At 60.5% G+C, this 26,818-nt stretch carries 23 protein-coding genes; 18 read left to right on the forward strand and 5 right to left on the reverse strand.

All coding sequences use genetic code 11. The features are described 5' to 3' along the window. The first annotated feature begins 70 nt into the window (after nt 1-70). Nucleotides 71-1,600, forward strand: coding sequence for an NADH-quinone oxidoreductase subunit M (nuoM, locus tag OHJ17_RS07670; protein ID WP_023287867.1), 1,530 nt, complete (start codon nt 71-73; stop codon nt 1,598-1,600). Between the two features lie 6 nt (nt 1,601-1,606). After that, nucleotides 1,607-3,064, forward strand: a complete 1,458-nt coding sequence (nuoN, locus tag OHJ17_RS07675) for an NADH-quinone oxidoreductase subunit NuoN (RefSeq protein ID WP_004151107.1) — start codon at nt 1,607-1,609, stop codon at nt 3,062-3,064. A gap of 54 nt (nt 3,065-3,118) precedes the next feature. Here the strand turns inward: nuoN and rnz are convergent, their stop codons facing one another. Then, the gene (rnz, locus tag OHJ17_RS07680; protein WP_023287866.1) at nt 3,119-4,039 is read right to left on the reverse strand and encodes a ribonuclease Z; all 921 of its coding nucleotides are present in this window, start codon (nt 4,037-4,039) and stop codon (nt 3,119-3,121) included. Between the two features lie 57 nt (nt 4,040-4,096). Here rnz and OHJ17_RS07685 point away from each other — a divergent pair, with 57 nt between their 5' ends. From OHJ17_RS07685 to menE, 7 genes are all read left to right on the forward strand, one after another. Then, nucleotides 4,097-4,558, forward strand: a complete 462-nt coding sequence (locus tag OHJ17_RS07685) for a GNAT family N-acetyltransferase (RefSeq protein WP_004184987.1) — start codon at nt 4,097-4,099, stop codon at nt 4,556-4,558. A 135-nt stretch (nt 4,559-4,693) separates the two neighbouring features. Next, nucleotides 4,694-5,983, forward strand: coding sequence for an isochorismate synthase MenF (menF, locus tag OHJ17_RS07690; RefSeq protein WP_023287865.1), 1,290 nt, complete (start codon nt 4,694-4,696; stop codon nt 5,981-5,983). 82 nt (nt 5,984-6,065) lie between these two features. Then, complete coding sequence (gene menD / locus OHJ17_RS07695; protein WP_002913103.1) at nt 6,066-7,736, forward strand: 2-succinyl-5-enolpyruvyl-6-hydroxy-3-cyclohexene-1-carboxylic-acid synthase; 1,671 nt, start codon at nt 6,066-6,068, stop codon at nt 7,734-7,736. Further along, nucleotides 7,733-8,491, forward strand: a complete 759-nt coding sequence (gene menH, locus OHJ17_RS07700) for a 2-succinyl-6-hydroxy-2,4-cyclohexadiene-1-carboxylate synthase (protein ID WP_023287864.1) — start codon at nt 7,733-7,735, stop codon at nt 8,489-8,491. Before menD ends, menH begins: the two co-directional genes overlap by 4 nt. 14 nt (nt 8,492-8,505) lie before the next feature. After that, nucleotides 8,506-9,363, forward strand: a complete 858-nt coding sequence (gene menB / locus OHJ17_RS07705) for a 1,4-dihydroxy-2-naphthoyl-CoA synthase (protein WP_002913098.1) — start codon at nt 8,506-8,508, stop codon at nt 9,361-9,363. Continuing rightward, the gene (gene menC, locus OHJ17_RS07710) at nt 9,363-10,328 is read left to right on the forward strand and encodes an o-succinylbenzoate synthase (RefSeq protein WP_014907164.1); all 966 of its coding nucleotides are present in this window, start codon (nt 9,363-9,365) and stop codon (nt 10,326-10,328) included. Before menB ends, menC begins: the two co-directional genes overlap by 1 nt. Beyond that, the gene (gene menE, locus OHJ17_RS07715) at nt 10,325-11,701 is read left to right on the forward strand and encodes an o-succinylbenzoate--CoA ligase (RefSeq protein WP_023287863.1); all 1,377 of its coding nucleotides are present in this window, start codon (nt 10,325-10,327) and stop codon (nt 11,699-11,701) included. The genes menC and menE overlap by 4 nt, the downstream gene beginning before the upstream one ends. Before the next feature lie 55 nt (nt 11,702-11,756). On the opposite strand, the gene nudI is transcribed toward menE, so the two are convergent. Continuing rightward, nucleotides 11,757-12,182, reverse strand: a complete 426-nt coding sequence (nudI, locus tag OHJ17_RS07720; RefSeq protein ID WP_004184975.1) for a nucleoside triphosphatase NudI — start codon at nt 12,180-12,182, stop codon at nt 11,757-11,759. Between the two features lie 137 nt (nt 12,183-12,319). Between nudI and OHJ17_RS07725 the strand changes: the two genes are divergently transcribed. From OHJ17_RS07725 to yfaU, 7 genes are all read left to right on the forward strand, one after another. Further along, nucleotides 12,320-13,273: an Rpn family recombination-promoting nuclease/putative transposase gene (locus OHJ17_RS07725; protein WP_023287862.1), complete on the forward strand. Its 954-nt coding sequence runs from the start codon at nt 12,320-12,322 to the stop codon at nt 13,271-13,273. A 274-nt stretch (nt 13,274-13,547) separates the two neighbouring features. Continuing rightward, nucleotides 13,548-14,090: a YfaZ family outer membrane protein gene (locus tag OHJ17_RS07730; RefSeq protein ID WP_002913070.1), complete on the forward strand. Its 543-nt coding sequence runs from the start codon at nt 13,548-13,550 to the stop codon at nt 14,088-14,090. A 102-nt stretch (nt 14,091-14,192) separates the two neighbouring features. After that, nucleotides 14,193-15,389: a nicotinamide mononucleotide deamidase-related protein YfaY gene (locus OHJ17_RS07735; RefSeq protein ID WP_023287861.1), complete on the forward strand. Its 1,197-nt coding sequence runs from the start codon at nt 14,193-14,195 to the stop codon at nt 15,387-15,389. Between the two features lie 204 nt (nt 15,390-15,593). Beyond that, nucleotides 15,594-16,379, forward strand: coding sequence for an IclR family transcriptional regulator (locus tag OHJ17_RS07740; RefSeq protein WP_250950002.1), 786 nt, complete (start codon nt 15,594-15,596; stop codon nt 16,377-16,379). A gap of 10 nt (nt 16,380-16,389) precedes the next feature. After that, complete coding sequence (rhmD, locus tag OHJ17_RS07745) at nt 16,390-17,595, forward strand: L-rhamnonate dehydratase (RefSeq protein WP_004175029.1); 1,206 nt, start codon at nt 16,390-16,392, stop codon at nt 17,593-17,595. A 42-nt stretch (nt 17,596-17,637) separates the two neighbouring features. Then, entirely contained in the window at nt 17,638-18,927 is a 1,290-nt protein-coding gene (locus OHJ17_RS07750; protein ID WP_267303355.1) for an MFS transporter, read from the forward strand. Nucleotides 18,928-18,941: 14 nt separating this feature from the next. Further along, entirely contained in the window at nt 18,942-19,745 is an 804-nt protein-coding gene (gene yfaU / locus OHJ17_RS07755; RefSeq protein WP_002913043.1) for a 2-keto-3-deoxy-L-rhamnonate aldolase, read from the forward strand. 21 nt (nt 19,746-19,766) lie between these two features. Here yfaU and glpC read toward each other — a convergent pair whose 3' ends face one another. From glpC to glpA, 3 genes are read right to left on the reverse strand one after another with little or no spacing between them, the layout of a single operon-like run. Then, entirely contained in the window at nt 19,767-20,945 is a 1,179-nt protein-coding gene (glpC, locus tag OHJ17_RS07760; protein ID WP_002913041.1) for an anaerobic glycerol-3-phosphate dehydrogenase subunit GlpC, read from the reverse strand. Continuing rightward, entirely contained in the window at nt 20,942-22,201 is a 1,260-nt protein-coding gene (glpB, locus tag OHJ17_RS07765; protein WP_009307387.1) for a glycerol-3-phosphate dehydrogenase subunit GlpB, read from the reverse strand. The genes glpC and glpB overlap by 4 nt, the downstream gene beginning before the upstream one ends. Then, complete coding sequence (glpA, locus tag OHJ17_RS07770; protein ID WP_032433345.1) at nt 22,191-23,813, reverse strand: anaerobic glycerol-3-phosphate dehydrogenase subunit A; 1,623 nt, start codon at nt 23,811-23,813, stop codon at nt 22,191-22,193. Before glpA ends, glpB begins: the two co-directional genes overlap by 11 nt. Nucleotides 23,814-24,084: 271 nt before the next feature. Here glpA and glpT point away from each other — a divergent pair, with 271 nt between their 5' ends. Next, nucleotides 24,085-25,431, forward strand: coding sequence for a glycerol-3-phosphate transporter (glpT, locus tag OHJ17_RS07775; protein ID WP_002913019.1), 1,347 nt, complete (start codon nt 24,085-24,087; stop codon nt 25,429-25,431). Between the two features lie 9 nt (nt 25,432-25,440). Continuing rightward, the gene (gene glpQ / locus OHJ17_RS07780) at nt 25,441-26,511 is read left to right on the forward strand and encodes a glycerophosphodiester phosphodiesterase (RefSeq protein WP_023287858.1); all 1,071 of its coding nucleotides are present in this window, start codon (nt 25,441-25,443) and stop codon (nt 26,509-26,511) included. Nucleotides 26,512-26,818: the final 307 nt, after the last annotated feature.

A 26,818-nucleotide genomic window follows, 5' to 3' on the forward strand; every position in this document is an offset into this window, starting at 1 on the left:
AAACGTGAATGTAGTCGAATTCGTTGAAAATCGGTCCTGAACGGGACTTTAACAAGGAATAAAAATCGCCATGTTACTACCCTGGCTAATATTAATTCCCTTTATCGGCGGCTTCCTGTGCTGGCAGACCGAACGCTTTGGCGTGAAAGTGCCGCGCTGGATTGCGCTGATTACCATGGGACTGACGCTGGTGCTTGGCCTGCAGCTGTGGATGCAGGGCGGCTATTCTCTGACGCAATCCGCGGGTATTCCGCAATGGCAGTCGGAATTCGTGCTGCCGTGGATCCCACGCTTCGGCATTAGCATCCATCTGGCGATCGACGGCCTGTCGCTGCTGATGGTGGTGCTGACCGGTCTCCTCGGCGTGCTGGCGGTGCTCTGTTCGTGGCGTGAAATCGAAAAATACCAGGGCTTCTTCCACCTCAACCTGATGTGGATCCTGGGCGGCGTTATCGGCGTGTTCCTCGCCATCGACATGTTCCTGTTCTTCTTCTTCTGGGAAATGATGTTGGTGCCGATGTACTTCCTGATCGCGCTGTGGGGCCACAAAGCCTCGGACGGTAAAACGCGTATCACAGCGGCGACCAAGTTCTTCATCTATACCCAGGCGAGCGGTCTGGTGATGCTGATTGCCATTCTGGCGCTGGCCTTCGTCCACTTCAACGCCACCGGCGTGTGGACCTTCAACTATGAAGAGCTGCTGAAAACCCCGATGTCTCACGGCGTGGAATACCTGCTGATGCTCGGCTTCTTCATCGCCTTCGCGGTGAAAATGCCGGTGGTGCCGCTGCACGGCTGGCTGCCGGACGCTCACTCCCAGGCGCCGACCGCCGGCTCTGTCGACCTCGCGGGGATCCTGCTGAAAACCGCCGCCTACGGTCTGCTGCGCTTTGCGCTGCCGCTGTTCCCGAATGCCTCCGCCGAGTTTGCACCCATCGCCATGTGGCTGGGCGTGATTGGTATCTTCTACGGCGCGTGGATGGCCTTCGCCCAGACCGATATTAAACGCCTGATCGCCTACACCTCCGTGTCCCACATGGGCTTCGTGCTGATTGCTATCTACACCGGCAGCCAGCTGGCCTATCAGGGAGCGGTGATCCAGATGATTGCTCACGGTCTGTCCGCGGCGGGTCTGTTTATTCTCTGCGGCCAGCTGTACGAACGTCTGCACACCCGCGATATGCGCCAGATGGGCGGCTTGTGGAGCAAAATTAAATGGCTGCCGGCGATGTCGATGTTCTTCGCGGTCGCCACTCTGGGGATGCCGGGCACCGGTAACTTCGTCGGCGAATTTATGATCCTGTTCGGCAGCTATAAAGTGGTGCCGACGATCACCGTCATCTCCACCTTTGGTCTGGTATTCGCGTCCGTTTACTCGCTGTCGATGTTACATCGCGCTTACTTCGGTAAAGTGAAGAGCGAAGTGGCGGCGAAAGAGTTGCCGGGGATGTCCCTGCGTGAACTGTCTATCATCCTGCTGCTGGTGGTGCTGCTGGTGCTGTTGGGCTTCTTCCCGCAGCCGATCCTCGACACCTCGCATGCTGCGATGAGCAACATTCAGCAGTGGTTTGTTAATTCTGTTTCTACTACAAGGCCGTAATTCGCCATGACAATAACTCCACAACAACTGATCGCACTGCTACCGCTGCTGATCGTCGGCTTGACGGTGGTGGTTGTGATGCTCTCCATTGCGTGGCGACGCAATCATTTTCTCAATGCCACGCTGTCGGTTCTTGGACTTAACGCCGCGCTGGTCTCGCTCTGGTTCGTCGGCCAGAACGGGGCGATGGACGTCACGCCGCTGATCCGCGTTGACGGCTACGCCATGCTTTACACCGGTCTGGTGCTGCTGGCGAGCCTCGCGACCTGTACTTTCGCCTACCCGTGGCTTGAGGGTTACAAGGACAACAAAGAAGAGTTCTACCTGCTGGTGCTGATCGCCGCCCTGGGCGGCATTCTGCTGGCCGGTGCGAATCATCTGGCGGCGCTGTTCCTCGGTATTGAGCTGATTTCGCTGCCGCTGTTCGGCCTGGTTGGTTACGCCTTCCGCCAGAAGCGTTCGCTGGAAGCGAGCATCAAATACACCATCCTCTCCGCGGCAGCTTCGTCCTTCCTGCTGTTCGGTATGGCGCTGGTGTATGCGAACTCCGGCAACCTGTCCTTCCTCGCGCTGGGCAAAAGCCTGGCGGACAACATGCTGCACGAGCCGCTGCTGCTGGCGGGTCTTGGCCTGATGATTGTCGGTCTTGGCTTTAAACTGTCGCTGGTGCCGTTCCACCTGTGGACGCCGGACGTTTACCAGGGGGCGCCTGCGCCGGTCTCCACCTTCCTGGCGACCGCCAGCAAGATCGCTATCTTCGGCGTAGTGATGCGTCTGTTCCTGTACATGCCGGTGGGCAACAGCGAAGCGGTACGCGTGGTGCTGGGCCTGATCGCCTTCGCCTCTATCATCTTCGGTAACCTGATGGCGCTGAGCCAGACCAACATTAAGCGCCTGCTCGGTTACTCTTCTATCTCCCATCTCGGCTATCTGCTGGTGGCGCTGATTGCCCTGCAGAGCGGTGAAATGTCGATGGAAGCCGTGGGCGTTTACCTGGCCGGTTACCTGTTCAGCAGCCTCGGCGCGTTCGGCGTGGTCAGCCTGATGTCCAGCCCGTACCGCGGTCCGGATGCTGACTCGCTGTTCTCCTACCGCGGCCTGTTCTGGCACCGTCCGATCCTGTCGGCTGTGATGACGGTGATGATGCTCTCCCTGGCCGGTATCCCGATGACCCTCGGCTTTATCGGTAAGTTCTACGTGCTGGCCGTCGGTGTGCATGCGCATCTGTGGTGGCTGGTTGCCGCGGTGGTTGTCGGCTCGGCGATCGGTCTCTACTACTACCTGCGCGTGGCAGTGAGCCTGTATCTGAGCGCGCCGGAGCAGCTGAATCGCGATGCGCCGTCAAACTGGCAGTACAGCGCCGGCGGTATCGTGGTGCTGATCTCCGCGCTGCTGGTGCTGGTGCTCGGTATCTGGCCGCAGCCGCTGATTAGCATCGTGCAGCTGGCGACGCCGCTGATGTAAGTTGATTGACTCAATAAAAAACCGCCGGGATGGCGGTTTTTTTATGCCCGGATTTTACGCCATCTTGTAGACCATAAAGTCTTCCGCCAGCAGCGTGTTAGGGAAAATCTCCCGGCATTCCGCCAGCATACGCAGACAGCCTTCGGCATCGTAGCGCGAGCTAAAGTGGGTGGCGATCAGCGTACCGACCCCCGCTTCTTTGGCAAGCGCCGCGGTCTGCTGACTGGAAGAGTGGCCGCGGCTATTGGCTTTCTCCGCCATCGCCTGCTCAAGGGTGGTTTCGTGGACCATTACATCCGCCCCGCGAGCCATCTCCAGCGCCTGCGGGCAGGGGGCGGTATCGCCGAAGATGGCCAGCGTTTTACCCGGCGTCGATGGTCCCAGATAACGGCTACCGTCGATGACCCGGCCATCTTCCAGTTCAACGCGCTGGCCGAGCTTGAGCTTATGGAACAGCGGCCCCGGACGCACGCCATCGGCAATCAGTTGGGCGGCATCGAGCGTTCCGGGCTTGTCATGCTGTTCGATGCGGTAGCCGTAGCACTCCACCGGATGACTGAGCGGGTACGCGGTGACCCGATAGCCCTCTTCGTCGAACACCAGACCAGGGCCGACTTCGATGATGGTGAGCGGATAGTCGGTCCACGAACCGCTCAGGCGCAGCGCGGTCTCAACAAACTCTTTGAGTCCTTTTGGCCCGTAGAGGGTGAGGGGCAGGGAGTTTCCCTGCATCGAGCGGCTGCACAGCAGGCCGGGCAGGCCGAACAGGTGGTCGCCGTGCAGATGGGTAATAAAAATCTTATTCAGTTTGCCGGGATGGTAGGGCGTGTGAAGAAACTGATGCTGGGTCCCTTCGCCGCAGTCAAACAACCACATTTCGGCGCGGGTCGGCTGTTGCAAATTGAGTATTATCGACGTCATATTACGCGTGCGGGTCGGCACCCCGGCGGATGTCCCCAAAAAAGTTAATTCCATCGTCCAGTGTCCTCAGGGCGAGTCGCAAAGTATCAGTATATCAATAAGGAGCAGCAGATGATGACCTGGCAGGATCTCCACCATAGTGAACTCACCGTTCCCCAGCTGTATGCGCTGCTGAAATTGCGCAGTGAAGTCTTTGTCGTAGAGCAGCAGTGCGTCTATCAGGATGTCGACGGCGATGATTTGGTTGGTGAAAATCGCCATCTGCTCGGCTGGCGCGATGGCGAACTGGTGGCCTACGCGCGGATCCTCAAAAGCGAAGAGGAGTTTGCGCCGGTGGTGATTGGCCGGGTCATCGTCAGCCCCGCCGCCCGTGGTGCGAAGCTCGGCTATCAGCTGATGGAGCAGGCGCTGGCCAGCTGTCAGCAGCACTGGCCGCAAAAGGCGATTTACCTCGGGGCGCAGGCGCACCTGCAATCCTTTTACGCCCACTTCGGTTTTACGCCGGTGACCGAGGTCTATGATGAGGATGGCATCCCCCACATTGGCATGGCGCGAGAAAAGCGCGCTGTCTGACTCCTCTGCACCCTCGTCCACGCGCAGCTCTGGCCCGGCGAGCGGGTAAGATAAAACCCGCTCCCTCATCATGGGTACTGCTATTCCGTCGTCGAACCCCTTATAATGTGGGGTTTTACTACCGTGGAGGTTTGCGTGCTGTCTGTTTCCACTGCGCTGGCCCGTTTGCAAGACGGCCTGGGCGAGTCATTTCCAGACTCGCCCGGCACGCGAATTATCGATGTTGCCTTTCCGCTGAATGATGCCTTCGATCCGCTACTATGGTGCGGCCAGCAGGCGCAATGGCCGCAGTTTTACTGGCAGCAGCGCAATGGCGATGAGGAACTGGCGACGCTGGGGGCGGTAAAAACCTTTACCTCGCTCGACGCGGCGAACCGCTTTTTACGCCAGTCCGGCCGGCAGGATCTGCGTATCTGCGGCCTGAATGCGTTTGAACCGCAGCAGGGCAGCCTGGCGCTGCCGCGTCTGGAGTGGCGCCGGTGCGGCGGCAGGGCCGTGCTGCGGCTGGTGCTGCATAGTGATATCTCCCTGCGTGAGGATGCCGCGACGGCCCGCGCGTTTCTCGCCAGCCTGACAACCACTCAGGCGACTCCCGGCGCCATACCGCCGTTGCTGAGCGAGCGCCACTCATCCGACTATCCTCAATGGCAGGCAATGATTGCGCGGGCGGCTAAGGCGATCAGCGCCGGTGAAATGGATAAAGTAGTGCTGGCGCGGGCAACCGACCTGCAGTTTGCCGCCCCGCTGGACGCCGTGAGCATCATGGCGGCTAGCCGGCGCAGCAATCTTAACTGTTTTCATTTCCTGATGGCGTTCAATGCCCGGCAGGCATTTTTCGGCTCCACGCCGGAACGGCTGTGGCGCCGGCGCGGCGCGCTGCTGCGCACCGAAGCGCTGGCGGGGACCGTCGCGAACCATCAGGAAGACGCGAAGGCGCAGCAACTGGCCGACTGGTTGATGAAAGACGACAAAAACCAGCGGGAAAACATGCTGGTGGTAGAGGATATCTGCCAGCGCCTGCAGAGTGAGGCCTCGACGCTGGACGTCCTGCCGCCGCAGGTGGTGAGGCTGCGTAAGGTGCAGCATCTCCGACGCTGCATCTGGACCGAGCTGGCGGCGCCTGACGACAGCCGCTGTCTGCTGCAGCTGCAGCCCACCGCCGCGGTGGCCGGCCTGCCGCGCCGGGCGGCGCTGGCGTTCATTCAGCGTCATGAACCGTTTTCCCGCGAATGGTACGCCGGGTCCGCCGGGTATCTGTCACTGGCGCAAAGCGAGTTTTGCGTGGCGCTGCGTTCGGCGAAAGTGGACCACGACATCCTGCGGCTGTATGCCGGGGCGGGGATCGTCAGCGGCTCTGATGCACAGCAGGAGTGGCAGGAGATTGACAACAAAGCGGCCGGGCTGCGCTCGCTGCTGTGTCCATAAAGCTTGAATGACGATGCATATCAAAACGACGTCACTTTGCCTTATCTATACTTAGCATCAATATTTGATACCGGACAATTTCATGTCAGTAAGCGCATTTAACCGACGCTGGGCGGCGGTGATCCTGGAAGCTTTAACGCGCCATGGCGTGCAGCATATCTGCATCGCGCCGGGCTCGCGCTCGACACCCTTAACCCTGGCGGCGGCGGAAAACCGCGCCTTTATCCATCATACCCATTTCGACGAACGCGGCCTCGGCCACCTGGCGCTCGGACTGGCGAAGGCCAGCCGGCAGCCGGTGGCGGTGATAGTCACCTCCGGGACCGCCACCGCAAACCTCTATCCGGCGCTGATTGAGGCAGGGCTCACCGGTGAAAAGCTGATCCTGTTGACCGCCGACCGTCCGCCGGAGCTGATCGACTGCGGCGCGAACCAGGCTATCCGCCAGCCGGGGATGTTTGCCTCCCATCCTGCGCAGACGATTTCTTTGCCGCGTCCCTCGCAGGATATTCCTGCCCGCTGGCTGGTCTCAACCATCGACCAGGCGCTGGGGGCGCTGCACGCCGGCGGGGTACATATTAACTGTCCGTTCGCTGAACCGCTGTATGGTGATATGGATGAGACCGGCGTGGAGTGGCAGCAGCAGCTCGGCAACTGGTGGCAGAGCGACAAACCCTGGCTGCGCCAGGCGCTGCAGTTAGAGAGCGAGAAGCAGCGCGACTGGTTCTTCTGGCGACAAAAACGCGGCGTCGTCGTGGCGGGCAGAATGAGTGCCGCGGAAGGGAAAAAGGTCGCTGAGTGGGCGCAGACCCTCGGCTGGCCGCTGATCGGCGATGTCCTGTCGCAGACCGGGCAGCCGCTGCCGTGCGCCGACCTGTGGCTGGGCAACGGCAAAGCGGTCAGCGAGCTGGCGCAGGCGCAGATCGTCGTGCAACTCGGCAGCAGCCTGACCGGCAAACGCGTGCTCCAGTGGCAGGCGACCTGCGAGCCGGATGAATACTGGCTGGTGGATAATCTGCCCGGTCGCCTCGACCCGGCGCAGCACCGCGGTCGCCGTCTGCTCTCAAGCGTTGAGCGCTGGCTCGAATTACATCCGGCGGAGAAACGCCAGCCGTGGGCGACGGTGATCCCACAGCTTGCCGGGCAGGCGTGGCAGGCTGCGGTCGCCAGCAACGAGCCTTTTGGCGAAGCGCAGCTGGCGCAGCGTATTCGGGGCTATCTGCCGGAGCAGGGCCAATTGTTTGTTGGCAACAGCCTGGTGGTGCGCCTGATCGACGCCCTGGCGCAGCTACCGGCCGGGTATCCGGTCTACAGCAACCGCGGCGCCAGCGGTATCGATGGCCTGATCGCCACTGCGGCCGGCGTGCAGCGCGCCAGCGCCCGACCGACGCTGGCCATCGTTGGCGATCTCTCCGCGCTCTACGATCTCAACTCGCTGGCCCTGCTGCGCCAGGCGTCGGCGCCGCTGGTGCTGATCGTGGTGAATAACAACGGCGGGCAGATTTTTTCTATGCTGCCGACGCCGCAGGACGAACGCCGTCAGTTCTATTTAATGCCGCAGGACGTGGATTTCAGCCACGCGGCGGCGATGTTCGGCCTGGCCTATCATCGCCCTGATGACTGGCCGTCGCTGGATGAGGCGCTGGCCGGCGCCTGGCGCAGGGCGGGGGCGACGGTGATTGAGCTGGCGGTCAATGAGACCGACGGCGCGCAGACCCTCCAGCAGCTGCTGGCGCAGGTAAGTCGCCTGTGATCCTCAGCGCTGCTGTCGACAACGGCCAGCCGGGCTATCCCTGGCTGGTGTTTCTGCACGGTTTTTCCGGCGACCGCAACGAGTGGCGGAAAGTGGGCGACGCCTTTCCCGCCTGGCCGCGGCTGTACCTCGATCTGCCGGGGCACGGCGGCTCCGCGGATATCGCGGTGCAGGACTTTGCCGGGGTCAATACTCTGCTGCAGTCTACGCTTAATAGTTACAACATACATAAGTATTGGCTGATCGGCTACTCGCTGGGCGGCCGGGTGGCAATGAACTTCGCCAGCCAGCCGCGCGCAGGCATGCGCGGGCTGATCGTTGAAGGCGGCCATCCGGGCCTGCAGGATGCAGAGGCGCGGCAGGCGCGGCGCAGCAATGACCGCGCCTGGGCGGAACGTTTTCGCCGCGAGCCGCTTGAGCAGGTCTTTGCCGACTGGTATCAGCAGCCGGTCTTCGCTTCGCTGAATGCCGCGCAGCGTGAGTCATTGGTCGCCTTACGCAGCCGGAACAACGGCGCGACGCTGGCGGCGATGCTGCAGGCAACCTCCCTTGCCGCGCAGGCCGATCTGCGCGCGTCTCTGCAGGCGCGCGATTTTCCTTTTCACTACCTGTGCGGCGAGCGCGACGCGAAGTTTCGCGCCATCGCGCAGACGCTCGCGGCGGATCTCCATCTTATTCACCATGCCGGACACAACGCGCACCGGGACAACCCGGCGGCGGTGATTGCCTGTCTGGCGCAGATTCTGGCAAGTTAACTGAAGGACATTCTATGATCTCTCTTGATGAAGCAATGCTCTACGCCCCCGTTGAATGGCACGATTGCTCCGAAGGCTATACCGATATTCGCTATCACAAATCGACTGACGGGATTGCCAAAATCACCATTAATCGTCCGCAGGTGCGCAACGCCTTCCGCCCGCTGACCGTCAAAGAGATGATCCAGGCGCTGGCGGATGCCCGCTATGACGACAATATCGGCGTCATCGTGCTGACCGGTGAAGGTGAGAAAGCCTTCTGCGCCGGCGGCGACCAGAAAGTCCGCGGCGACTACGGCGGCTATCAGGACGACTCCGGCGTTCATCATCTTAACGTGCTCGACTTCCAGCGTCAGATCCGCACCTGCCCGAAACCGGTGGTCGCGATGGTGGCCGGCTACTCTATCGGCGGCGGTCACGTGCTGCATATGATGTGCGATCTGACTATCGCGGCGGAAAACGCCATCTTCGGCCAGACCGGGCCAAAAGTCGGCTCATTCGACGGCGGCTGGGGCGCCTCCTATATGGCGCGGATCGTCGGGCAGAAAAAAGCGCGCGAAATCTGGTTCCTGTGCCGCCAGTATGACGCTCAGCAGGCGCTGGACATGGGGCTGGTGAATACCGTGGTACCGCTGGCGGATCTGGAAAAAGAGACCGTGCGCTGGTGTCGTGAAATGCTGCAGAACAGCCCGATGGCCTTGCGCTGCCTGAAAGCGGCGCTGAACGCCGACTGCGACGGCCAGGCTGGTCTGCAGGAGCTGGCGGGCAACGCCACCATGCTGTTCTATATGACGGAAGAGGGGCAGGAAGGACGCAACGCCTTCAACCAGAAACGTCAGCCGGACTTCAGCAAATTTAAACGGAATCCATAATGCGCGTTTCGCAGGTTTACCGCTGGCAGATACCGATGGACGCGGGCGTGGTGCTGCGCGAGCGGCGGTTAAAAACCCGCGACGGGCTGTTCATCCGCCTGCAGGAGGGGGAACGCGAAGGCTGGGGCGAAATTTCTCCCCTGCCGGGATTCAGTGTCGAGACGCTGGAAGAGGCGCAAATGGCGCTGTTAGCGTGGGCACAGGCCTGGCGCGACGGCGCCGAGCCGCCGCTTCCCACGCAGCCCTCCGTCGCGTTTGGCATCAGCTGCGCGCAGGCGGAGCTTGGCGGCGAACTACCGCAGGCCGCGGATTATCGCGCGGCGCCGCTCTGCTCCGGCGATCCGGATGAGCTATTCGCCAGACTGGCGGCGATGCCCGGCGAGAAGGTCGCTAAGGTCAAAGTTGGCCTCTGGGAGGCGGTCCGCGACGGTATGGTGGTCAATCTGCTGCTGGAGGCGATCCCCGACCTGCAGCTGCGGCTCGATGCCAACCGCGCCTGGACGCCGCTCAAAGCGCAACAGTTCGCCAAATACGTTAATCCGGCGTACCGCCAGCGCATTGCTTTTCTTGAAGAACCTTGCAAAACGCGGGAGGATTCTCGGGCCTTTAGCCGCGAGACAGGGATCGCTATCGCCTGGGATGAAAGCCTGCGCGAGGCGGATTTCTGCTTTGTCGCCGAGCCGGGGGTGCGTGCGGTGGTGATCAAACCGACGCTAACCGGCAGTTTGCAGAAGGTGCAGCAACAGGTCGCCGCGGCGCATGCGCTGGGGTTGAGCGTAGTGATCAGTTCGTCGATCGAGTCCAGTCTCGGCTTAACCCAGCTGGCGCGGATTGCCGCCTGGCTGACGCCGCAGACTATTCCTGGGCTGGATACGCTGGCGCTGATGGGCGCCCAGCTGGTACGGCCGTGGCCCGAAAGTGCGCTGCCGGTGCTCAACATTGATGCGCTGGAGCCGCTGCTGTGACCTTTAACGACTGGCCCTGGCGGCACTGGCGTCAGCGGCGCGGAGAGGCCCTCGCCTTACGTCTGAATAACCAGCCGCTGACCTGGCGGGAGCTATGCGCGCGGGTTGACGCGCTGGCGTCTGGTTTTGCCGCGCAGGGCGTAATGGAAGGGCAGGGAGTGGCGCTCCGGGCCTATAACCAGCCGGAAACTCTGCTGGCATGGCTGGCGCTGCTACAGTGCGGGGCGCGGGTGCTGCCGCTGAATCCGCAGCTGCCAGCGGTGTTGCTGCAGGCGTTGTTACCCGCGTTAACCATGCAGCATCAGCTGGTGCTTAACGGTGATACGCTGCCGGGGAATTTACCGGCGTTAACTCTGCAGGCGGCAGAAGGCGCTTGTGCCGTTTGTTGGCATGGCGATCGGTTGGTGTCGATGACGTTGACCTCCGGTTCAACCGGCCTGCCGAAAGCGGCGGTACATAGCGCCAACGCCCATCTGGCCAGCGCGGCTGGCGTGCTGGCGCTGATGCCGTTTGCCGCAGGAGATGACTGGCTGCTGTCGCTGCCGTTGTTCCATGTCTCCGGTCAGGGGATCGTCTGGCGCTGGCTGCTGGCCGGCGCGCGACTCACGGTACGTGACAAACAGCCGCTGGCGCAGATGCTGCACGGCTGTACCCATGCTTCGCTGGTGCCGACTCAGCTATGGCGCCTGCTGAATGATGATGCTGCGGTTTCCCTCAAGGCGGTGCTGCTCGGCGGCGCGTCGATCCCGGTCGAATTGACTGAACGGGCGCGAAAGCAGGGCATACGCAGCTTCTGCGGCTATGGCCTCACCGAATTCGCCTCCACCGTGTGTGCCAAAGAGGCCGACGGCGCTGCGGATGTTGGCGAAGCGCTGCCGGGGCGAGAGGTGAAAATTGTCGCCGGAGAGATCTGGCTGCGGGCGTCGAGTATGGCCGCAGGCTACTGGCGGGATGGTCAATTGTTGTCATTAACCAACAATGAAGGTTGGTTTGCGACGCGCGATCGCGGAGCATTGCATAACGGTCGGCTGACGGTTGTTGGGCGACTGGATAACCTCTTTTTTAGCGGTGGAGAAGGTATTCAACCGGAAGAGGTCGAGCGTGTGATACTCGCCCATCCACAGGTACAGCAGGTGTTTATCGTGCCGCTGGATGATGCGGAATACGGCCAGCGCCCGGTAGCGGTGGTGGAATGCGATGACGGCTGCGAGTTGAGCGCGCTGGCGGCATGGAGCGCTGAGCGGTTAGCGCGTTTTCAGCAGCCGGTGCGTTGGCTGCGGTTGCCGGAAACGTTAAAAAACGGCGGGATTAAGATTTCGCGCCGGGCGCTGTGCGAGTGGGTCAGGCAGCAGACGCATGCGACCGTATCGTAGCCACCCGCATTATCCCGCGGCATAACGCCGGGTGGGTTGAACGCGGTATGCTGGACTAAAGTAGCCCTTTCAGGCTGAGAGTAACGCGGGTGGCGGCATTAAGATCGTAGTTTTTGAGATCTTCGGCTTTGACCCAGGCGTAATCGTCAAACTCCTCGTTGATCGTCACATCGCGATTGGCGCTCACGCAGTCGAAGATGAGATAGATCATGTAGATCGTTTCCTGATGCCCGTCGGGGTAGGTTTTGACGCGGGTATCGTCGCGAAAGCACCATGGCGCGATATGGGTAAGGATGAGTTTTTCGCCGAGCTCTTCGCGTATTTCCCGCCGCAGCGCCTCTTCAATACGTTCCCCTGGCTCCACGCCGCCGCCGGATAAGGCCCATTGCCCGGGAAAAACCCCGCGGTCGGCGGCCATTTTGCAAAGCAGATAATGGCCTTCATTCTCGATCAGCGGGCAAACAATCGTCCTGTGGCGCATGGGTTTTCTCCTGCAGAGGGATGGGGCGGTATGCTGGTGAAATAGTTTGCGAGCCGCCTCGGTAAACTGCAAGCGAAATACAGTTCAGGTCTTGTTGAGTGCTACGTTAAGCGAAAATGATTGTATGGAGCACCGCCATGGAAAGGGCGACGAATTCCCCCCACGATGCTGTATTTAAACACCTGCTGTCGCATCGGGCGACGGCCAGGGATTTTCTGGACATTCACCTTCCCGCACCGCTGCGCGCGTTATGTAATCTGAACACGCTGCGGCTGGAGTCCGGGAGCTTTATTGACGACGAACTGCGGGCGAGTCATTCCGATATCCTTTACTCGCTGCAAACGCAGGCGGGGGAGGGCTATATCTATCTGTTGATAGAGCACCAAAGCTCGGCGGACCGCCATATGGCATTTCGCCTGATGCGCTATGCGATAGCCGCGATGCAGCGTCATCTGGATAAAGGGCATACGCAGCTGCCGCTGGTGATCCCGCTGCTGTTTTATCATGGTCGCGTTTCTCCCTGGCCTTACCCGATGTGCTGGCTGGCAGGCTTTGCCGATCCGGACATCGCGCGGCGGATCTATGGTGAAGATTTTCCCTTAATTGATATCACTAGCACCCCGGACGATGAAATCATGCGCCATCGGCGCGTGGCGATGCTGGAGCTGCTACAGAAGCATATTCGCCAGCGGGATTTGATGGACCTGCATGAGCAGCTGGTCAGGCTCCTGGCGCTGGGATACACTAGCCGCAGGCAGCTTAAAACGCTGTTGCACTATTTATTACAGGCAGGAAACGCCGCCGATCCGGTTGCTTTTTTGCGCCATCTTGCGCAAAACGTCCCCCGGCGGCCGCATAAGGAGACGCTAATGAATATTGCCCAGTTTCTGGAACAACGCGGCCATCAGCAAGGATTAAAGCAAGGTCTTGAACAAGGTCTACAGCAAGGTATCGAACAAGGTATCGAGCAAGGTGAGCAGCAGACCGCGGAGCGTATCGCCCGGGCGATGCTTGCTAACGGACTCGACCTGTCGCTGGTGGCGGAACTGACCGGCCTCGCCCCGGAATGTCTGGCCCGGCTGCAGCATTAATTATTCCCTTATCCACCCGCGCCGCGCCGATCGTGCGGCGCCAGCTCTCTGTTTTCGTCAATGTGTCAGCGTTAATCATAATAAACATGAATATTACTGGCGTTGAATAGGCTGTTCGTGGTTCTGGCAACGCTCGATGCCGTAAAAATACGCAACTGGTTACACTCTTGTGAAAATTCATTTCGCCAGGTCATTGATTCCTGATGGGTGCGCAGTAGAATTTTCAGGTTTTTTCGGGACTTCTTTGATTTTAATTTTCTGGATAGAGTAAATAATGAAAAAAAGCATTTTTATGGCGCTGGCGGGCGTGATGATGGTTTCTTCGGCGGCCCATGCGATTAGCGTTACCGGTGAAGCCGGCGAGCATTACACCAACCTTGGCGTCGGCTTCGGCACCGAGTCCACCGGCCTGGCCGTTTCGGGTAACTGGCTGCACAGCGATAACGACGGCGACGCCGCGGGTTTAGGCCTGGGACTCAATATTCCGCTGGGGCCGTTCCTCGCGACCGTGGGTGGTAAAGGTATTTACACCAATCCGAAACAGGGCGATGAAGGTTATGCGGCCGCGGTCGGCGGCGGCCTGCAGTGGAAAATCGGCGACAGCTTCCGCCTGTACGGCGATTATTACTACTCTCCGGATTCGCTCTCCAGCGGCATTGATAGCTACCAGGAAGCCAACGTCGGCGCCAGCTGGACCATTATGCGTCCGCTTAGCATCCAGGCCGGCTACCGTTACCTGAACCTGGCGGGCAAAGATGGCAACCGCGATAACACCATCGCCGACGGCCCATACATCGGCGCCAGCGCCAGCTTCTAATCTCTTCCGGCGCGGCATCTTCTTGCTGCGCCAGATTTTCCTCCTCGTCAGCATCCCGCTTTGCGTTATAGTATTTCTCACCTGGCAGGCAAGGAGTGAGCAATGTTGAATGTGGAAATGCTGTCCACCGGCGATGAAGTGTTGCATGGTCAAATCGTTGATACCAATGCGGCATGGCTGGCGGATTTCTTTTTTAATCAGGGTTTACCGTTAACGCGCCGCAATACCGTTGGCGACGATCTCGATGCGCTGGTGGCGATTCTGCGCGAACGCAGCGAACAGGCGGATGTGCTGATCGTCAACGGCGGCCTCGGCCCAACCAGCGACGACCTGAGCGCGCTGGCCGCCGCCACTGCGAAAGGCGAAGGGCTTATTTTGCATCCGGAGTGGCTGGAAACCATGACCCGCTTTTTTGCCGAGCGCGGCAGGCCGATGGCGGAAAGCAACCGTAAGCAGGCGGAAATCCCGGCCAGCGCTGAGATGATCAACAACCCGGTCGGTACGGCCTGTGGCTTTGCCATCCAGCTCAACCGCTGCCTGATGTTTTTCACTCCCGGGGTCCCCTCTGAATTTAAGGTGATGGTCGAGCAGGAAATTTTACCGCGCCTGCGCCAGCGCTTTACGCTGCCGGACCCGCCGGTATGCCTGCGTATGACCACCTTTGGCCGCTCGGAGAGCGAGCTGGCGCAAAGTCTTAATCCGCTGACGCTGCCTCCGGGCGTGGTGATGGGTTACCGCTCGTCGATGCCGATCATTGAACTCAAGCTAACCGGACCGGCCAACCAGCTCGATGCCATGCTGGCCCTGTGGCCGGAGGTGCGTAAGGTGGCTGGCGACAGCCTGATTTTCGAAGGCACGGAAGGGTTACCGGCGCAGATCGCCCGCTGTCTGCAGGAGCGGCAGCTGAGCCTGACGCTCAGCGAGCAGTTTACCGGCGGCCTGCTGGCGCTCCAGCTGTCCCGCGCCGGCGCGCCGCTGCTGGCCAGCGAAGTCGTTCCGGCGCAGGAGGAGACGCTGGCGCAGGCGGCCCGCTGGGCGGCCGAGCGGCGCATAAACCATTTTGCCGGCCTGGCTCTGGCGGTGAGCGGTCAGGAAAACGATCATCTTAACGTGGCCCTGGCCACCCCGGACGGCACCTTCGCACTGCGGGTGAAGTTTAGCGCCACCCGCCACAGCCTGGCGGTACGCCAGGAAGTCTGCGCTATGATGGCGTTAAACATGCTGCGTCGCTGGCTGAATGGCCAACCGCTGGCCAGCGAACATGGCTGGATTAACGTGGTGGATTCCCTCTCGCTGTAAGTCATTCCCCCCGGCGCACCGTATCCTCGGGGCGCCGGTCGTCCAACCTGTTGTACTCTTCTGAAAAAATTCTGTGCGTTAAGTCGCAATTTTCTGCTGCGAACGGTCCAGTATACGGGAAAACGATTGCCCCGCGATGTCGCTCACACTTTACCGCCCGGACAATCGCAACACTGATTCCAGTATTCAGGATTGGAGTCCAGTATGTTGGAATCAACGAAAGTCCCGGCGCTGACCCGCGCGATTGAGATCCTCAATTTAATTGGCCGCATCGGCCCCGGCAGCGCGGCGACGATAATAGCGGAGCTGGGGATCCCGAAAAGCACGGTGTATCTGCTGCTGGGCGAGCTGAAAAAGCAGCGCTTCATCAGTATGGATAATCAGGATAACTACTGCCTGTGGACCAAGCTGGTGGAGCTGGCCGGGCAGGCGCTGAGCAAAATGGACCTGCGCGAGCTGGCGCGGCCGCGCCTCACCCGGCTGATGGATGAGTGCGGCCTGCTTTGTCACTTGGGCATTATCGATCAGGGTAACGCCTACTACATTCTGAAAATTGAGTCTCCCGCCACCATCAGCGTGCGCTCGCATGAGGGTAAGAGCCTGTCTCTTTACCGCTCCGGGATCGGCAAATGTTTGCTGGCCTGGCAGCCCGCCAGCGTTCAGGCGTCGATTATCGAAGACCTACAGTGGGAGCGGGCCACGCCAACGACCATCACCGATGCTCAACAGCTGCGGGAGGAGCTGGGGCGGATCCGCGCCCGGGGCTGGAGCTTTGATAATGGCGAGGACTATCCGGATGTGCGCTGCGTGGCTGCCCCGGTATTTAACGCCAATAACGACCTGACCGCCGCCATCTCGGTGGTGGGTACCCGTCTGCAAATCAATGAAGACAATCGCGATTACCTGGCTGGTAAGGCGATTGCCTGCGCGAAAGATATTTCACGTCTGCTGGGGTGGAAAAGCCCCTTCGAACAACTCGCCTCATCATAAGGAGAACATCATGACCCTACCGAAAATTAAACACGTCCGCGCCTGGTTCATCGGCGGCGCCACAGCAGAGCAGGGCGCCGGCGGCGGCGATTACCATGACCAGGGGGCTAACCACTGGATTGACGATCATATCGCCACCCCGATGAGCAAATATAAACAGTATGAGCAGTCCCGGCAGTCGTTTGGCATCAACGTGCTGGGCACGCTGATTGTGGAAGTGGAAGCCGACAACGGACAGACCGGCTTTGCGGTGTCGACGGCCGGGGAGATGGGCTGCTTTATCGTCGAAAAACATCTCAACCGCTTTATCGAAGGCAAATGCGTCAGCGATATCAAACTGATCCATGACCAGATGCTTAACGCCACCCTTTACTACGCGGGATCCGGCGGCCTGGTGATGAATACCATCTCCTGTGTCGACCTGGCGCTGTGGGACCTGTTCGGGAAAGTGGTTGGCCTGCCGGTCTACAAACTGTTGGGTGGGGCGGTGCGCGACGAAATCCAGTTCTATGCCACCGGCGCACGTCCGGACCTGGCGCAGGAGATGGGCTTTATCGGCGGCAAAATGCCTACCCACTGGGGGCCGCACGATGGCGACGCCGGGATCCGCAAAGACGTCGCCATGGTGGCGGATATGCGCGAAAAATGCGGCCCGGATTTCTGGTTAATGCTGGACTGCTGGATGAGCCAGGACGTTAACTATGCCACCAAACTTGCCCATGCCTGCGCCCCTTATAACCTCAAGTGGATCGAAGAGTGCCTGCCGCCGCAGCAGTATGAAGGCTATCGCGAGCTGAAGCGCCAGGCGCCTGCCGGGATGATGGTGACCAGCGGCGAGCACCACGGCACGCTGCAGTCCTTCCGCACCCTGTCGGAAACCGGCATCGATATTATGCAGCCCGACGTCGGCTGGTGCGGCGGCTTAACCACCCTGGTGGAGATCGCGGCCATCGCCAAAGCGCGCGGGCAGCTGGTAGTGCCCCACGGCTCGTCGGTTTACTCACATCATGCGGTGATCACCTTCACCAACACGCCGTTCAGTGAGTTTCTGATGACCAGTCCGGACTGCGCCACGCTGCGCCCGCAGTTCGACCCGATCCTGCTCGGCGAGCCGGTGCCGGAGAGAGGGCGCATTCATAAATCGGTCCTGGATAAACCCGGCTTTGGCGTCGAGCTCAATCGCGACTGCAACCTGAAGCGTCCTTATCAACACTGATTGCGTCGGGCCGCCCGGCGGCCCGCGCCTGAGGATATTATGATGAGCAACACTCTGCTGGAGAGCGTGGTGAAGAAAAACCGCGCCCGCTTAATCCCCTTTATGCTGGCGCTGTACGTGCTGGCGTTTCTTGACCGTTCTAATATCGGTTTCGCCAAAGAGACCTACCAGCTGGATACCGGACTCAGCAATGAGGCCTACGCGCTGGGGGCCGGTATCTTCTTTGTGGTCTATGCCTTCCTCGGGGTGCCGGCCAATCTGCTGATGCGCACATTTGGCGCCAGGCGATGGATCGGCTGCACCACGCTGCTGTGGGGCGTGCTGTCGGCGGCGATGGCGTGGGCGGATACGGAAGCGAAATTCCTGCTGGTACGTACCCTGCTGGGCGCGGCGGAGGCGGGCTTCTTTCCCGGAATGATCTACCTCACTTCACAGTGGTTTCCCCAGCAAAACCGCGCCAGCATTATGGGGCTGTTTTATATGGGCGCGCCGGTGGCCCTGACGCTGGGATCGCCTTTATCCGGTGCGCTGCTGGAGATGCATGGATTTATGGGCCATCCCGGCTGGTTCTGGATGTTTGTCATTGAAGGCCTGCTCGCCGTCGCCGCGGGAGCGTTCACCTTCTTCTGGCTGGACGATTCGCCGCAGCATGCCCGCTTCCTGAGCGCAGCGGAGAAACAGGCGCTGATAAGCGAGCTGGCGCGCGAGGAGGAGAAAAAGATTGCCTCGCGCCTGTCCGATGCGCTGCGTAACGGGCGGGTCTGGCAGCTGGCGCTGATTTATCTGACCATTCAGGTGGCGGTCTATGGTCTGATTTTCTTCCTGCCCACCCAGGTTGCTGCGCTGCTGGGCACCAAAGTCGGCTTCGTTGCCTCGGTGGTGACGGCCATCCCGTGGGTGGCGGCGCTGTTTGGCACCTGGCTTATCCCTCGCTACTCCGATCGCACCGGCGAGCGACGCAATATTGCCGCCCTGACGCTGCTGGCGGCGGCGGTCGGGATTGCAGTGTCCGGACTGGTGGCGCCGGTGCTGGCTATCATCGCGCTGTGCGTGGCGGCGGTCGGGGTGATCGCCGTGCAGCCGGTCTTCTGGACGATGCCGACGCAGCTGCTGTCCGGCACGGCGCTGGCCGCAGGGATTGGCTTTGTTAACCTGTTTGGCGCCATCGGTGGTTTTCTGGCGCCGATCGTGCGCGTGCAGGCCGAAACGTTGTTCGCCAGCAGCGCCGCCGGACTGTTAACCCTGGCCGGCGTCGCCATTGTCGGGGTGGTCATTATCTTTTCATTGAGCCTTACCCGCGCGGTACCCCAGCGCGGCAGCGTACAGCATTGAATAAAGGAATCGCTATGAACGCACTGTTATCTAACCCCTTCAAACGGGGATTATTACGCGGTGAGACGCAAATCGGCCTGTGGCTGAGCTCCACCTCATCCTACATGGCGGAGATCGCTGCGACGTCGGGATACGACTGGCTGCTGATCGACGGCGAGCATGCCCCGAACACTATTCAGGACCTTTATCATCAGCTGCAGGCGATTGCCCCCTATGCCAGCCAGCCGGTCATTCGCCCGGTCGAGGGCAACCGCAGCCTGATAAAACAGGTGCTGGATATTGGCGCCAGAACCTTGCTGGTGCCGATGGTCGATACCGCCGAGCAGGCTCGGGAGGTGGTCTCAGCGACCCGTTATCCCCCCATCGGGAGCCGCGGCGTTGGCGCCGGCGTGGCGAGAGCGGCGCGCTGGGGAAGGGTGGAGAATTATATGGCGGAGGCAAATGACGAACTTTGTCTGCTGATTCAGGTCGAGAGCCGAACCGCGCTGGAGAACCTGGACGCTATTCTCGAGGTGGACGGCATTGACGGGGTGTTCATCGGTCCGGCGGATCTCTCCGCCTCGCTGGGCTACCCGGACGATGCCGGTCACCCTGACGTGCAGCGGGTGATCGAGCAGAGCATCCGGCGCATTCGCGCGGCGGGGAAAGCGGCCGGATTTCTGGCGGTCGACCCGGCGATGGCGGAAAAATGTCTTGCCTGGGGGGCCAACTTTGTCGCCGTCGGGGTGGATACCATGCTGTATACCCAGGCGCTGGACCGCCGGCTGGCGATGTTTAAATCTGCCAGCGCCCAGCCGCAAGAGAAAACGAGCTATTGACGGCACAGGCTGGCGCTGGGCTCAGACGAGCGCCTGCGCCAGCACCGTCAGCGGATGCTCGCAGCGTTTGCTGGTGGACATCTCAATCTGCCATTTGCAGGTCTCGCAGTCGGTGACGACGAGGTCGGCCCCGCTCTCCTCAATCTGACGGAACAGCGGGGCGCCGATAGCCTGTGATACCGCGTAATTCTCAGTTTTAAACCCGTAGGTGCCTGCGATGCCGCAGCACTGTGAATCCAGCACCTCCAGCTGCAGGCCGGGGATCAGCCGCAGCAGCTCGAGGGTATACAGCGACCAGCCCATCTTTTCCATATGACACGGGGTGTGATAGACCACCTTCAGCGGCAGCGGGCGCAGCGGTAGCGTCCTGCCGGCAGCCAGCTGTTTCCAGATCCAGCGGGTGGCAAGCTCGACGCGATCGCGAAGATCGCTGTTATCGACATCGAGGAGATGGGGGTATTCATCACGTAGCGTAAAGGCGCAGGTCGAGGAGGTGGCAATGATCGGTAGCGTGTTTTCCCGCATCGCGGCGACGTTGCTCTGCGCCTGCTTACGCGCCTTGTCGAAAAAACCGTTGGCGATCAGCGGTACGCCGCAGCATTTTTCTTTTGATAACAACTGCACCCCGGTACCCAGCGCGTTGACGACGCGAATCAGATCTTTACCCAACTGTGGATGGTTATAGTTGACGTAGCAGCCATGAAAGAAAGCCACCTGTTCGCTGTACTGCTTCTGACGGGCGGCGAGCTGGCGGTAAGCGCGGCGGAAGGTGCCGAAACCATATTTCGGCAGCGTACGCCGGTGATCGATGTTGAGCGTCGCGTCGAGCAGACGGCGCACCGGTTTTAAGCCGGTGGCGGCGTTGACCAGGGGGGCAAAGGGGGTGGAAAGGGTACCCATCAGGTCGGTATGGCTGAGGATGGCGTCGCGCAGGGTCGGCTTTTGCTGGCCGTACTGTGCCCGGGCGCGTTGAATGATATCGCCAATTTTCACATCCGACGGGCAGGCGACCTCGCAGCGCTTGCAGTTAATGCAGTACTTCAGCGCCTCGTCGTACAGCGCGCCATCCTTCAGACGCAGGCGTTCGCCGTCCGGCCCCGCTTGTTTCGGGCCGGGATAGCGCGGATTGACCCGACTTACCGGGCAGGTGGTGGTACAGACCGTGCACTTAATGCAGCTTTCAAAACGGGTATCGTTCATGGCCGGCCTCCGGCAAGGGCGTGGATCTGTCTGGCGGCGTGCAGCGCGGTAACGGCGCAGACGCCGCCGCCACAGCCGAGCTGAATGGCATCGAACCCGCCGAGCAATGAGCCGATGGCGAACAGATTATGGAACGGCTGCCCGCCCAGCAGGGGGCGCAGCAGGGCATCGGTTTTCACGCCGAAGCGCTGCCACGGTTGTGAGGCGAAGAAATCGCGCTGGTACCAGCTTTCCCGTGGCAGGGTCTGGTGAAGGTCGAGGCCGAGGATCGGCTCGCGCACGCTATCGCGAGTGGCGACAAGACCGTTGCTGAAAAAGCTGCCGCTGGCCAGCACGGTAAAGCGCGGACGCAGCGCAATATCGCCGTGATTGCGCGTCCAGACCGCCTCGACGGCGTCCTGTCGATGGCTGATTTTCACCACCTCATCGCCTGCGAGCCAGGCGCCGCCCTCGCGAATGAACTGGCGTTGCAGCTGAGAATGCAAACGCATCCCGGGAACCGAAGGCGGCAGCGTCGGCAGCAGACGCAGCGGGCAGGGTAGACGCGCCTGCAGCCAGTGGTACAGGCGATCGTCGGCGAGGCCAAAACAGGCGGGCATGATCAGCAGGTCATACTGCTGCGCCAGCGGTAGCAGCGCTGCATGCAGGGCCGGCCACATATTCTCATCATCCAGGACGCGGGCGATATTGGCGGCGCGAAACTCGGTCGGGTTGTCACGCAGCACATCCAGCAGCGGTAACTCGATTTCCACCGCCGCGGCGGTAACTCCGTGTTGACCGAGCGCGGCGGCGGCGAGATGCGGCTGAAAATCAGCAAAGCCGCTGATCCCCACCAGACAGGCGCCCTGCGACGGCAGGGGCGCGACAGGCACCTCAAGGGGCGACAGCCATGCCGGGCGCAACGTCCCCAGCGGCGTTACCCGCCGGTGCGGCCGGCGCGCATCGCCCTGCATCACCGCGCCGCAGGCGGCCAGCAGGGCTTCGGTCTGCGTCGCGTATTCGAGCACCGCCTCGGCGCCGAGACGGGAATAAGGGTGTTCAGGAAGCTGTTCAGCGAGCTGCTGCAGACCTTGTGCGACGTCAGTGACGTTATCGCCGTTGGGCAGCGCCGAGAGCAGGTCTAACGACGCGGAGGAAAAATGCAGCGCGCTCTGCCCGCGGCTGATGATGACGCTGCGCAGGCCGTGCTGATTCAGGGCCAGCCCGCACAGCAGGCCGGCGAGCCCGCCGCCGATAATCGCGCAATCAAACTTCATCCCGGTGCTCCTGTGGCAATCCGCACAGGCCGAGGTAGACCCAGCGGGTGAATTCGCTTTCGCGCAGCGCATCGCCCCAGGCGATGGGCTGCACGCCCTTCCAGCGTTCATTGAGAAATTCCGATAGCTGGGTTAACGACTGCGCGGGCGTGGTGACGTTAAAGCGCTGCAGCAGTCCGGCAGCGCGGCAGGCGCAGAGTTCCCCCTGACAGGTCCCCATGCCAATCCGGGTGCGGCGGCGCAGGTCGAGCAGGGTGTTGACCGCCAGGTTTTCCACCGCGTATTCCACTTCACCGGCAGTGACGGCTTCACATTCGCAGACCAGGCTACGGTGCTGGCGGCTGTCGCCAAGCCAGGACGGGGTGCGATCGCCGTGACGGTAGACGGCCGAGCCGCGCAGCGGGGTGGGGAGGGAGATTATCTTTTGCAGGGTACTTTCCGTTGGCTCCTGTGAACCGGGCAGCGGGGCTTCGGCCGTGGTACAGGGGGTGGTGTTTCCCAGCTTACGACAGACGGCGTCGGTGGCCCACTCGGCCATCAGGCGATAGGTCATCAGCTTGCCGCCGGTGATGGTAATGAAGCCTTCCATACCGTCACGCTGGGCATGGTCGAGCAGGACGATGCCGCGGCTGACGCTGCGCCCGCTGGGTTCGTTATCGCTGGCCACCAGCGGGCGGACGCCGGAGTAGGCGCGGAGGATCCGGGTGCGGCCCATGACCGGCGCCAGCTTTTCCCCTTCGCGCAGCAGGGTATCGACCTCCGCCGCTGTTACCCGGTTGTCGTCAATTTCGTCATAAGGAATATGCATTGAGGTAGTGCCGATCAGCGAGATGGTATCGCCGGGCACCAGAATATCGGCGTCGGCCGGCTTACGGCAGCGGTTGATCACCAGGTTGTTAATCCGATGATCGAGGATCAGCAGCGATCCCTTCGCCGGGAACATGGTGATGCGCAGGTCGGCATATTCCGCAATACGCTGCCCCCAGATCCCGGCGGCGTTAACCACCATCCCGGCGTACAGAGTGCGGGCCTGGTGAAGTTGGCGGTCGTATACCTGGACGCCGCAGACGCGATCGCCCCGGCGCAGCAGGCCTGTTACTTCGCAGCCGGTAAGGATCTGCGCGCCGTGTTCGCGGGCGTCGAGCATATTGGCCGCGGTGAGGCGAAACGGGTCGATGGTACCGTCCGGGACCTGCACCGCGCCCAGCAGCGTCGGGTTGACGGCGGGCTCCCGGCGCAGCGCTTCCTGCGGCGAGAGCGGCGTGGCCTCTATGCCAGCCTGCTGACAGGCGTCGATAAAGGTTTGCTGCCATGCCAGGTCATCTTCAGGCAGGGTGATAAACAGCCCATTGGTCGGTTCAATACAGTGGCGGGCGATGCGGCGCAGGATGCGGTTCTCACTGATGCATTCGCGGGCGGATTCGTTGTCGGTCGCCGCGTAGCGGGCGCCGCTGTGCAGCAGTCCATGATTCCGGCCGGTCGCCCCGGTGGCGATATCATGGCGCTCAATGAGCAGCGTTCGTAATCCGCGCCGGGCGCAGTCGCGGACGATACCGGCGCCGGTTGCTCCGCCGCCGATGATAATGACCTCGCTATCAAGACGTCCCGTCATCTTCAACTCCTCTGCTTTCGTTTAACGCCATTTAGCCACAATTAGTAAGGTTATTGTTTGATTTCGAGCATATTCGCGCGTTATTTGAGCGTGTTATGTGATTTCGTGCTCACATTGGAACGTTTTGTCATATTTCTGTAACAAATTGTGCGATGTTTCACAGTATCAACTCTACGTATTGCCTACCATCGCGACCATATTTGAAGTTGGTGATTAATCTGGGATTTTGTCGTGACGTCAGTAGAAAACAGCAAGGGCCACGGAGGCTGATATGTTAAGTATTTTTAAACCCGCCGCGCATAAAGCGCGTTTGCCAGCTGCGGAGATTGACCCGCTATATCGCCGATTACGCTGGCAGATTTTTATTGGCATCTTTTTTGGTTATGCCGCCTACTATTTGGTTCGTAAGAACTTTGCCCTGGCGATGCCTTATCTTATCGAGCAGGGGTTCTCTCGTGGCGACCTCGGCTTCGCCCTTTCCGGTATCTCCATCGCCTATGGATTTTCGAAATTCATCATGGGATCGGTCTCTGACCGCTCGAATCCGCGCATTTTCCTGCCGGCTGGCTTGATCCTCGCCGCGCTGGTGATGCTGGTGATGGGCTTCGTGCCGTGGGCGACGTCCAGCATCATGATAATGTTCGTGCTGCTGTTCCTCTGCGGCTGGTTCCAGGGGATGGGCTGGCCGCCGTGCGGCCGGACCATGGTGCACTGGTGGTCGCAGAAAGAGCGCGGCGGGATTGTCTCGGTGTGGAACTGCGCGCATAACGTCGGCGGCGGCATTCCGCCGCTGCTGTTCCTGTTAGGGATGGCGTGGTTTAACGACTGGCACGCGGCGCTGTATATGCCGGCATTCGGCGCCATTCTGCTGGCGATTTTCGCCTTTGCGATGATGCGCGACACCCCGCAGTCCTGCGGTCTGCCGCCGATTGAAGAATATAAAAACGACTACCCGGACGATTACAGCGAAAAGCACGAAGAAGAGCTGACGGCGAAGCAGATCTTTATGCAATACATTCTGCCGAACAAGCTGCTGTGGTACATCGCTATCGCTAACGTCTTCGTTTATCTGCTGCGCTACGGCATTCTCGACTGGTCGCCGACCTACCTGAAAGAAGTTAAACACTTCGCGCTGGATAAATCCTCCTGGGCCTATTTCCTGTACGAGTACGCGGGGATCCCGGGCACGCTGCTGTGCGGCTGGATGTCGGACAAAGTGTTTAAAGGCAACCGCGGCGCCACCGGCGTGTTCTTTATGACCCTGGTGACCATCGCCACTGTCGTTTATTGGCTGAACCCGCCGGGTAATCCGGGCGTCGATATGGCCTGTATGATCATCATTGGCTTCCTGATCTACGGCCCGGTGATGCTGATTGGTCTGCATGCCCTCGAGCTGGCGCCGAAAAAAGCCGCCGGGACCGCCGCGGGCTTCACCGGCCTGTTCGGCTATCTTGGCGGTTCCGTGGCCGCGAGCGCTATCGTCGGCTACACCGTCGATTTCTTCGGCTGGGACGGCGGCTTTATGGTGATGATCGGCGGTAGCGTGCTGGCGGTTATCCTGCTGGTTATCGTGATGCTCGGTGAACGTCGCCATCACCAACAGCTGAAACAAGCCTAAGGAGCGGCGATGAAAATGAAACTTACCGCGCTGATGAGCGGAATGATTCTGTCCAGTTCGGCGCTGTGCTTCAGTGCGACAGCGGCTGATAAAATGGTCATCGCCCACCGCGGCGCCAGCGGGTATCTGCCGGAACATACCCTGCCGGCGAAAGCGATGGCTTACGCTCAGGGGGCGGATTACCTTGAGCAAGACCTGGTGATGACCAAAGACGACCGGCTGGTGGTGTTACACGACCACTATCTCGATCGGGTGACTGACGTTGCGCAGCGTTTCCCGCAGCGGGCGCGTAAAGATGGCCGTTTCTACGCCATCGACTTTACCCTGGACGAGATTAAGTCGCTGAAGTTTACCGAAGGTTTTGAGCCGAAAAATGGTAAGAACGTGCAAACCTATCCCGGGCGATTCCCGATGGGCAAATCCGATTTCCGTATTCATACCTTTGAAGAGGAGATTGAGTTTGTCCAGGGGCTGAACCATTCAACCGGCAAAAACATCGGTATCTACCCGGAAATCAAAGCGCCGTGGTTCCACCACCAGGAAGGCAAAGATATTGCCGCCAGCACATTGAAGGTGCTGAAGGAATATGGCTATACCAGCAAGCAGGATAAGGTTTATCTGCAGTGCTTTGACGCCAACGAGCTCAAACGCATTAAAAATGAGCTGGAGCCGAAGATGGGGATGGATCTCAATCTGGTGCAGCTCATCGCCTATACCGACTGGAATGAAACCCAGCAGAAACAGGCCGATGGTAAGTGGGTGAACTACAGATATGACTGGATGTTCAAGCCAGGGGCGATGGCGCAGATTGCGCAGTACGCGGACGGTATCGGCCCGGATTACCATATGCTGGTAGCGGAAGGCTCGAAGCCGGGGGCGGTGAAGCTGACGGCAATGGTGAAAGAGGCGCATGCCAGCCATCTGCAGGTGCATCCGTACACCGTGCGCGCGGATCAGTTGCCGGAGTACGCGACTAACGTTAATCAGCTCTATGACGTACTGTATAACCAGGCGGGCGTCGACGGCTTATTTACCGATTTCCCGGATAAAGCGGTGCAGTTCCTGGACGCGAAACGCTAAAAAGCCGGGTGGCGGCTACGCCTTACCCGGCGTACGAACTGCGGTTTTGTTGACACTGTTCTCGGCGTGCAACGATTTCGACCCGGGAATAACGTTTGTTCTATGTTATTTCCTGGAAGATTGCGCTCCCGATATTTCTTCTGCGTTATGCCTTTCATAGCGCAGGGAGCACACAGGGGGAGGCCAGTCGCCGCCTCCCCCTGTACCCCCGGGCTCCGGCCAGCAAAATCGCCGCTGCGCGGTCCCTTCGACTTATCCCTGCAGGCTTCGGGTCGGGCCGAGGTAGCGTCCATGCAAAACACGGCCC

The organism is Klebsiella sp. KP20-425-1 (assembly GCF_025813515.1).
Classification (GTDB): domain Bacteria; phylum Pseudomonadota; class Gammaproteobacteria; order Enterobacterales; family Enterobacteriaceae; genus Klebsiella; species Klebsiella pneumoniae.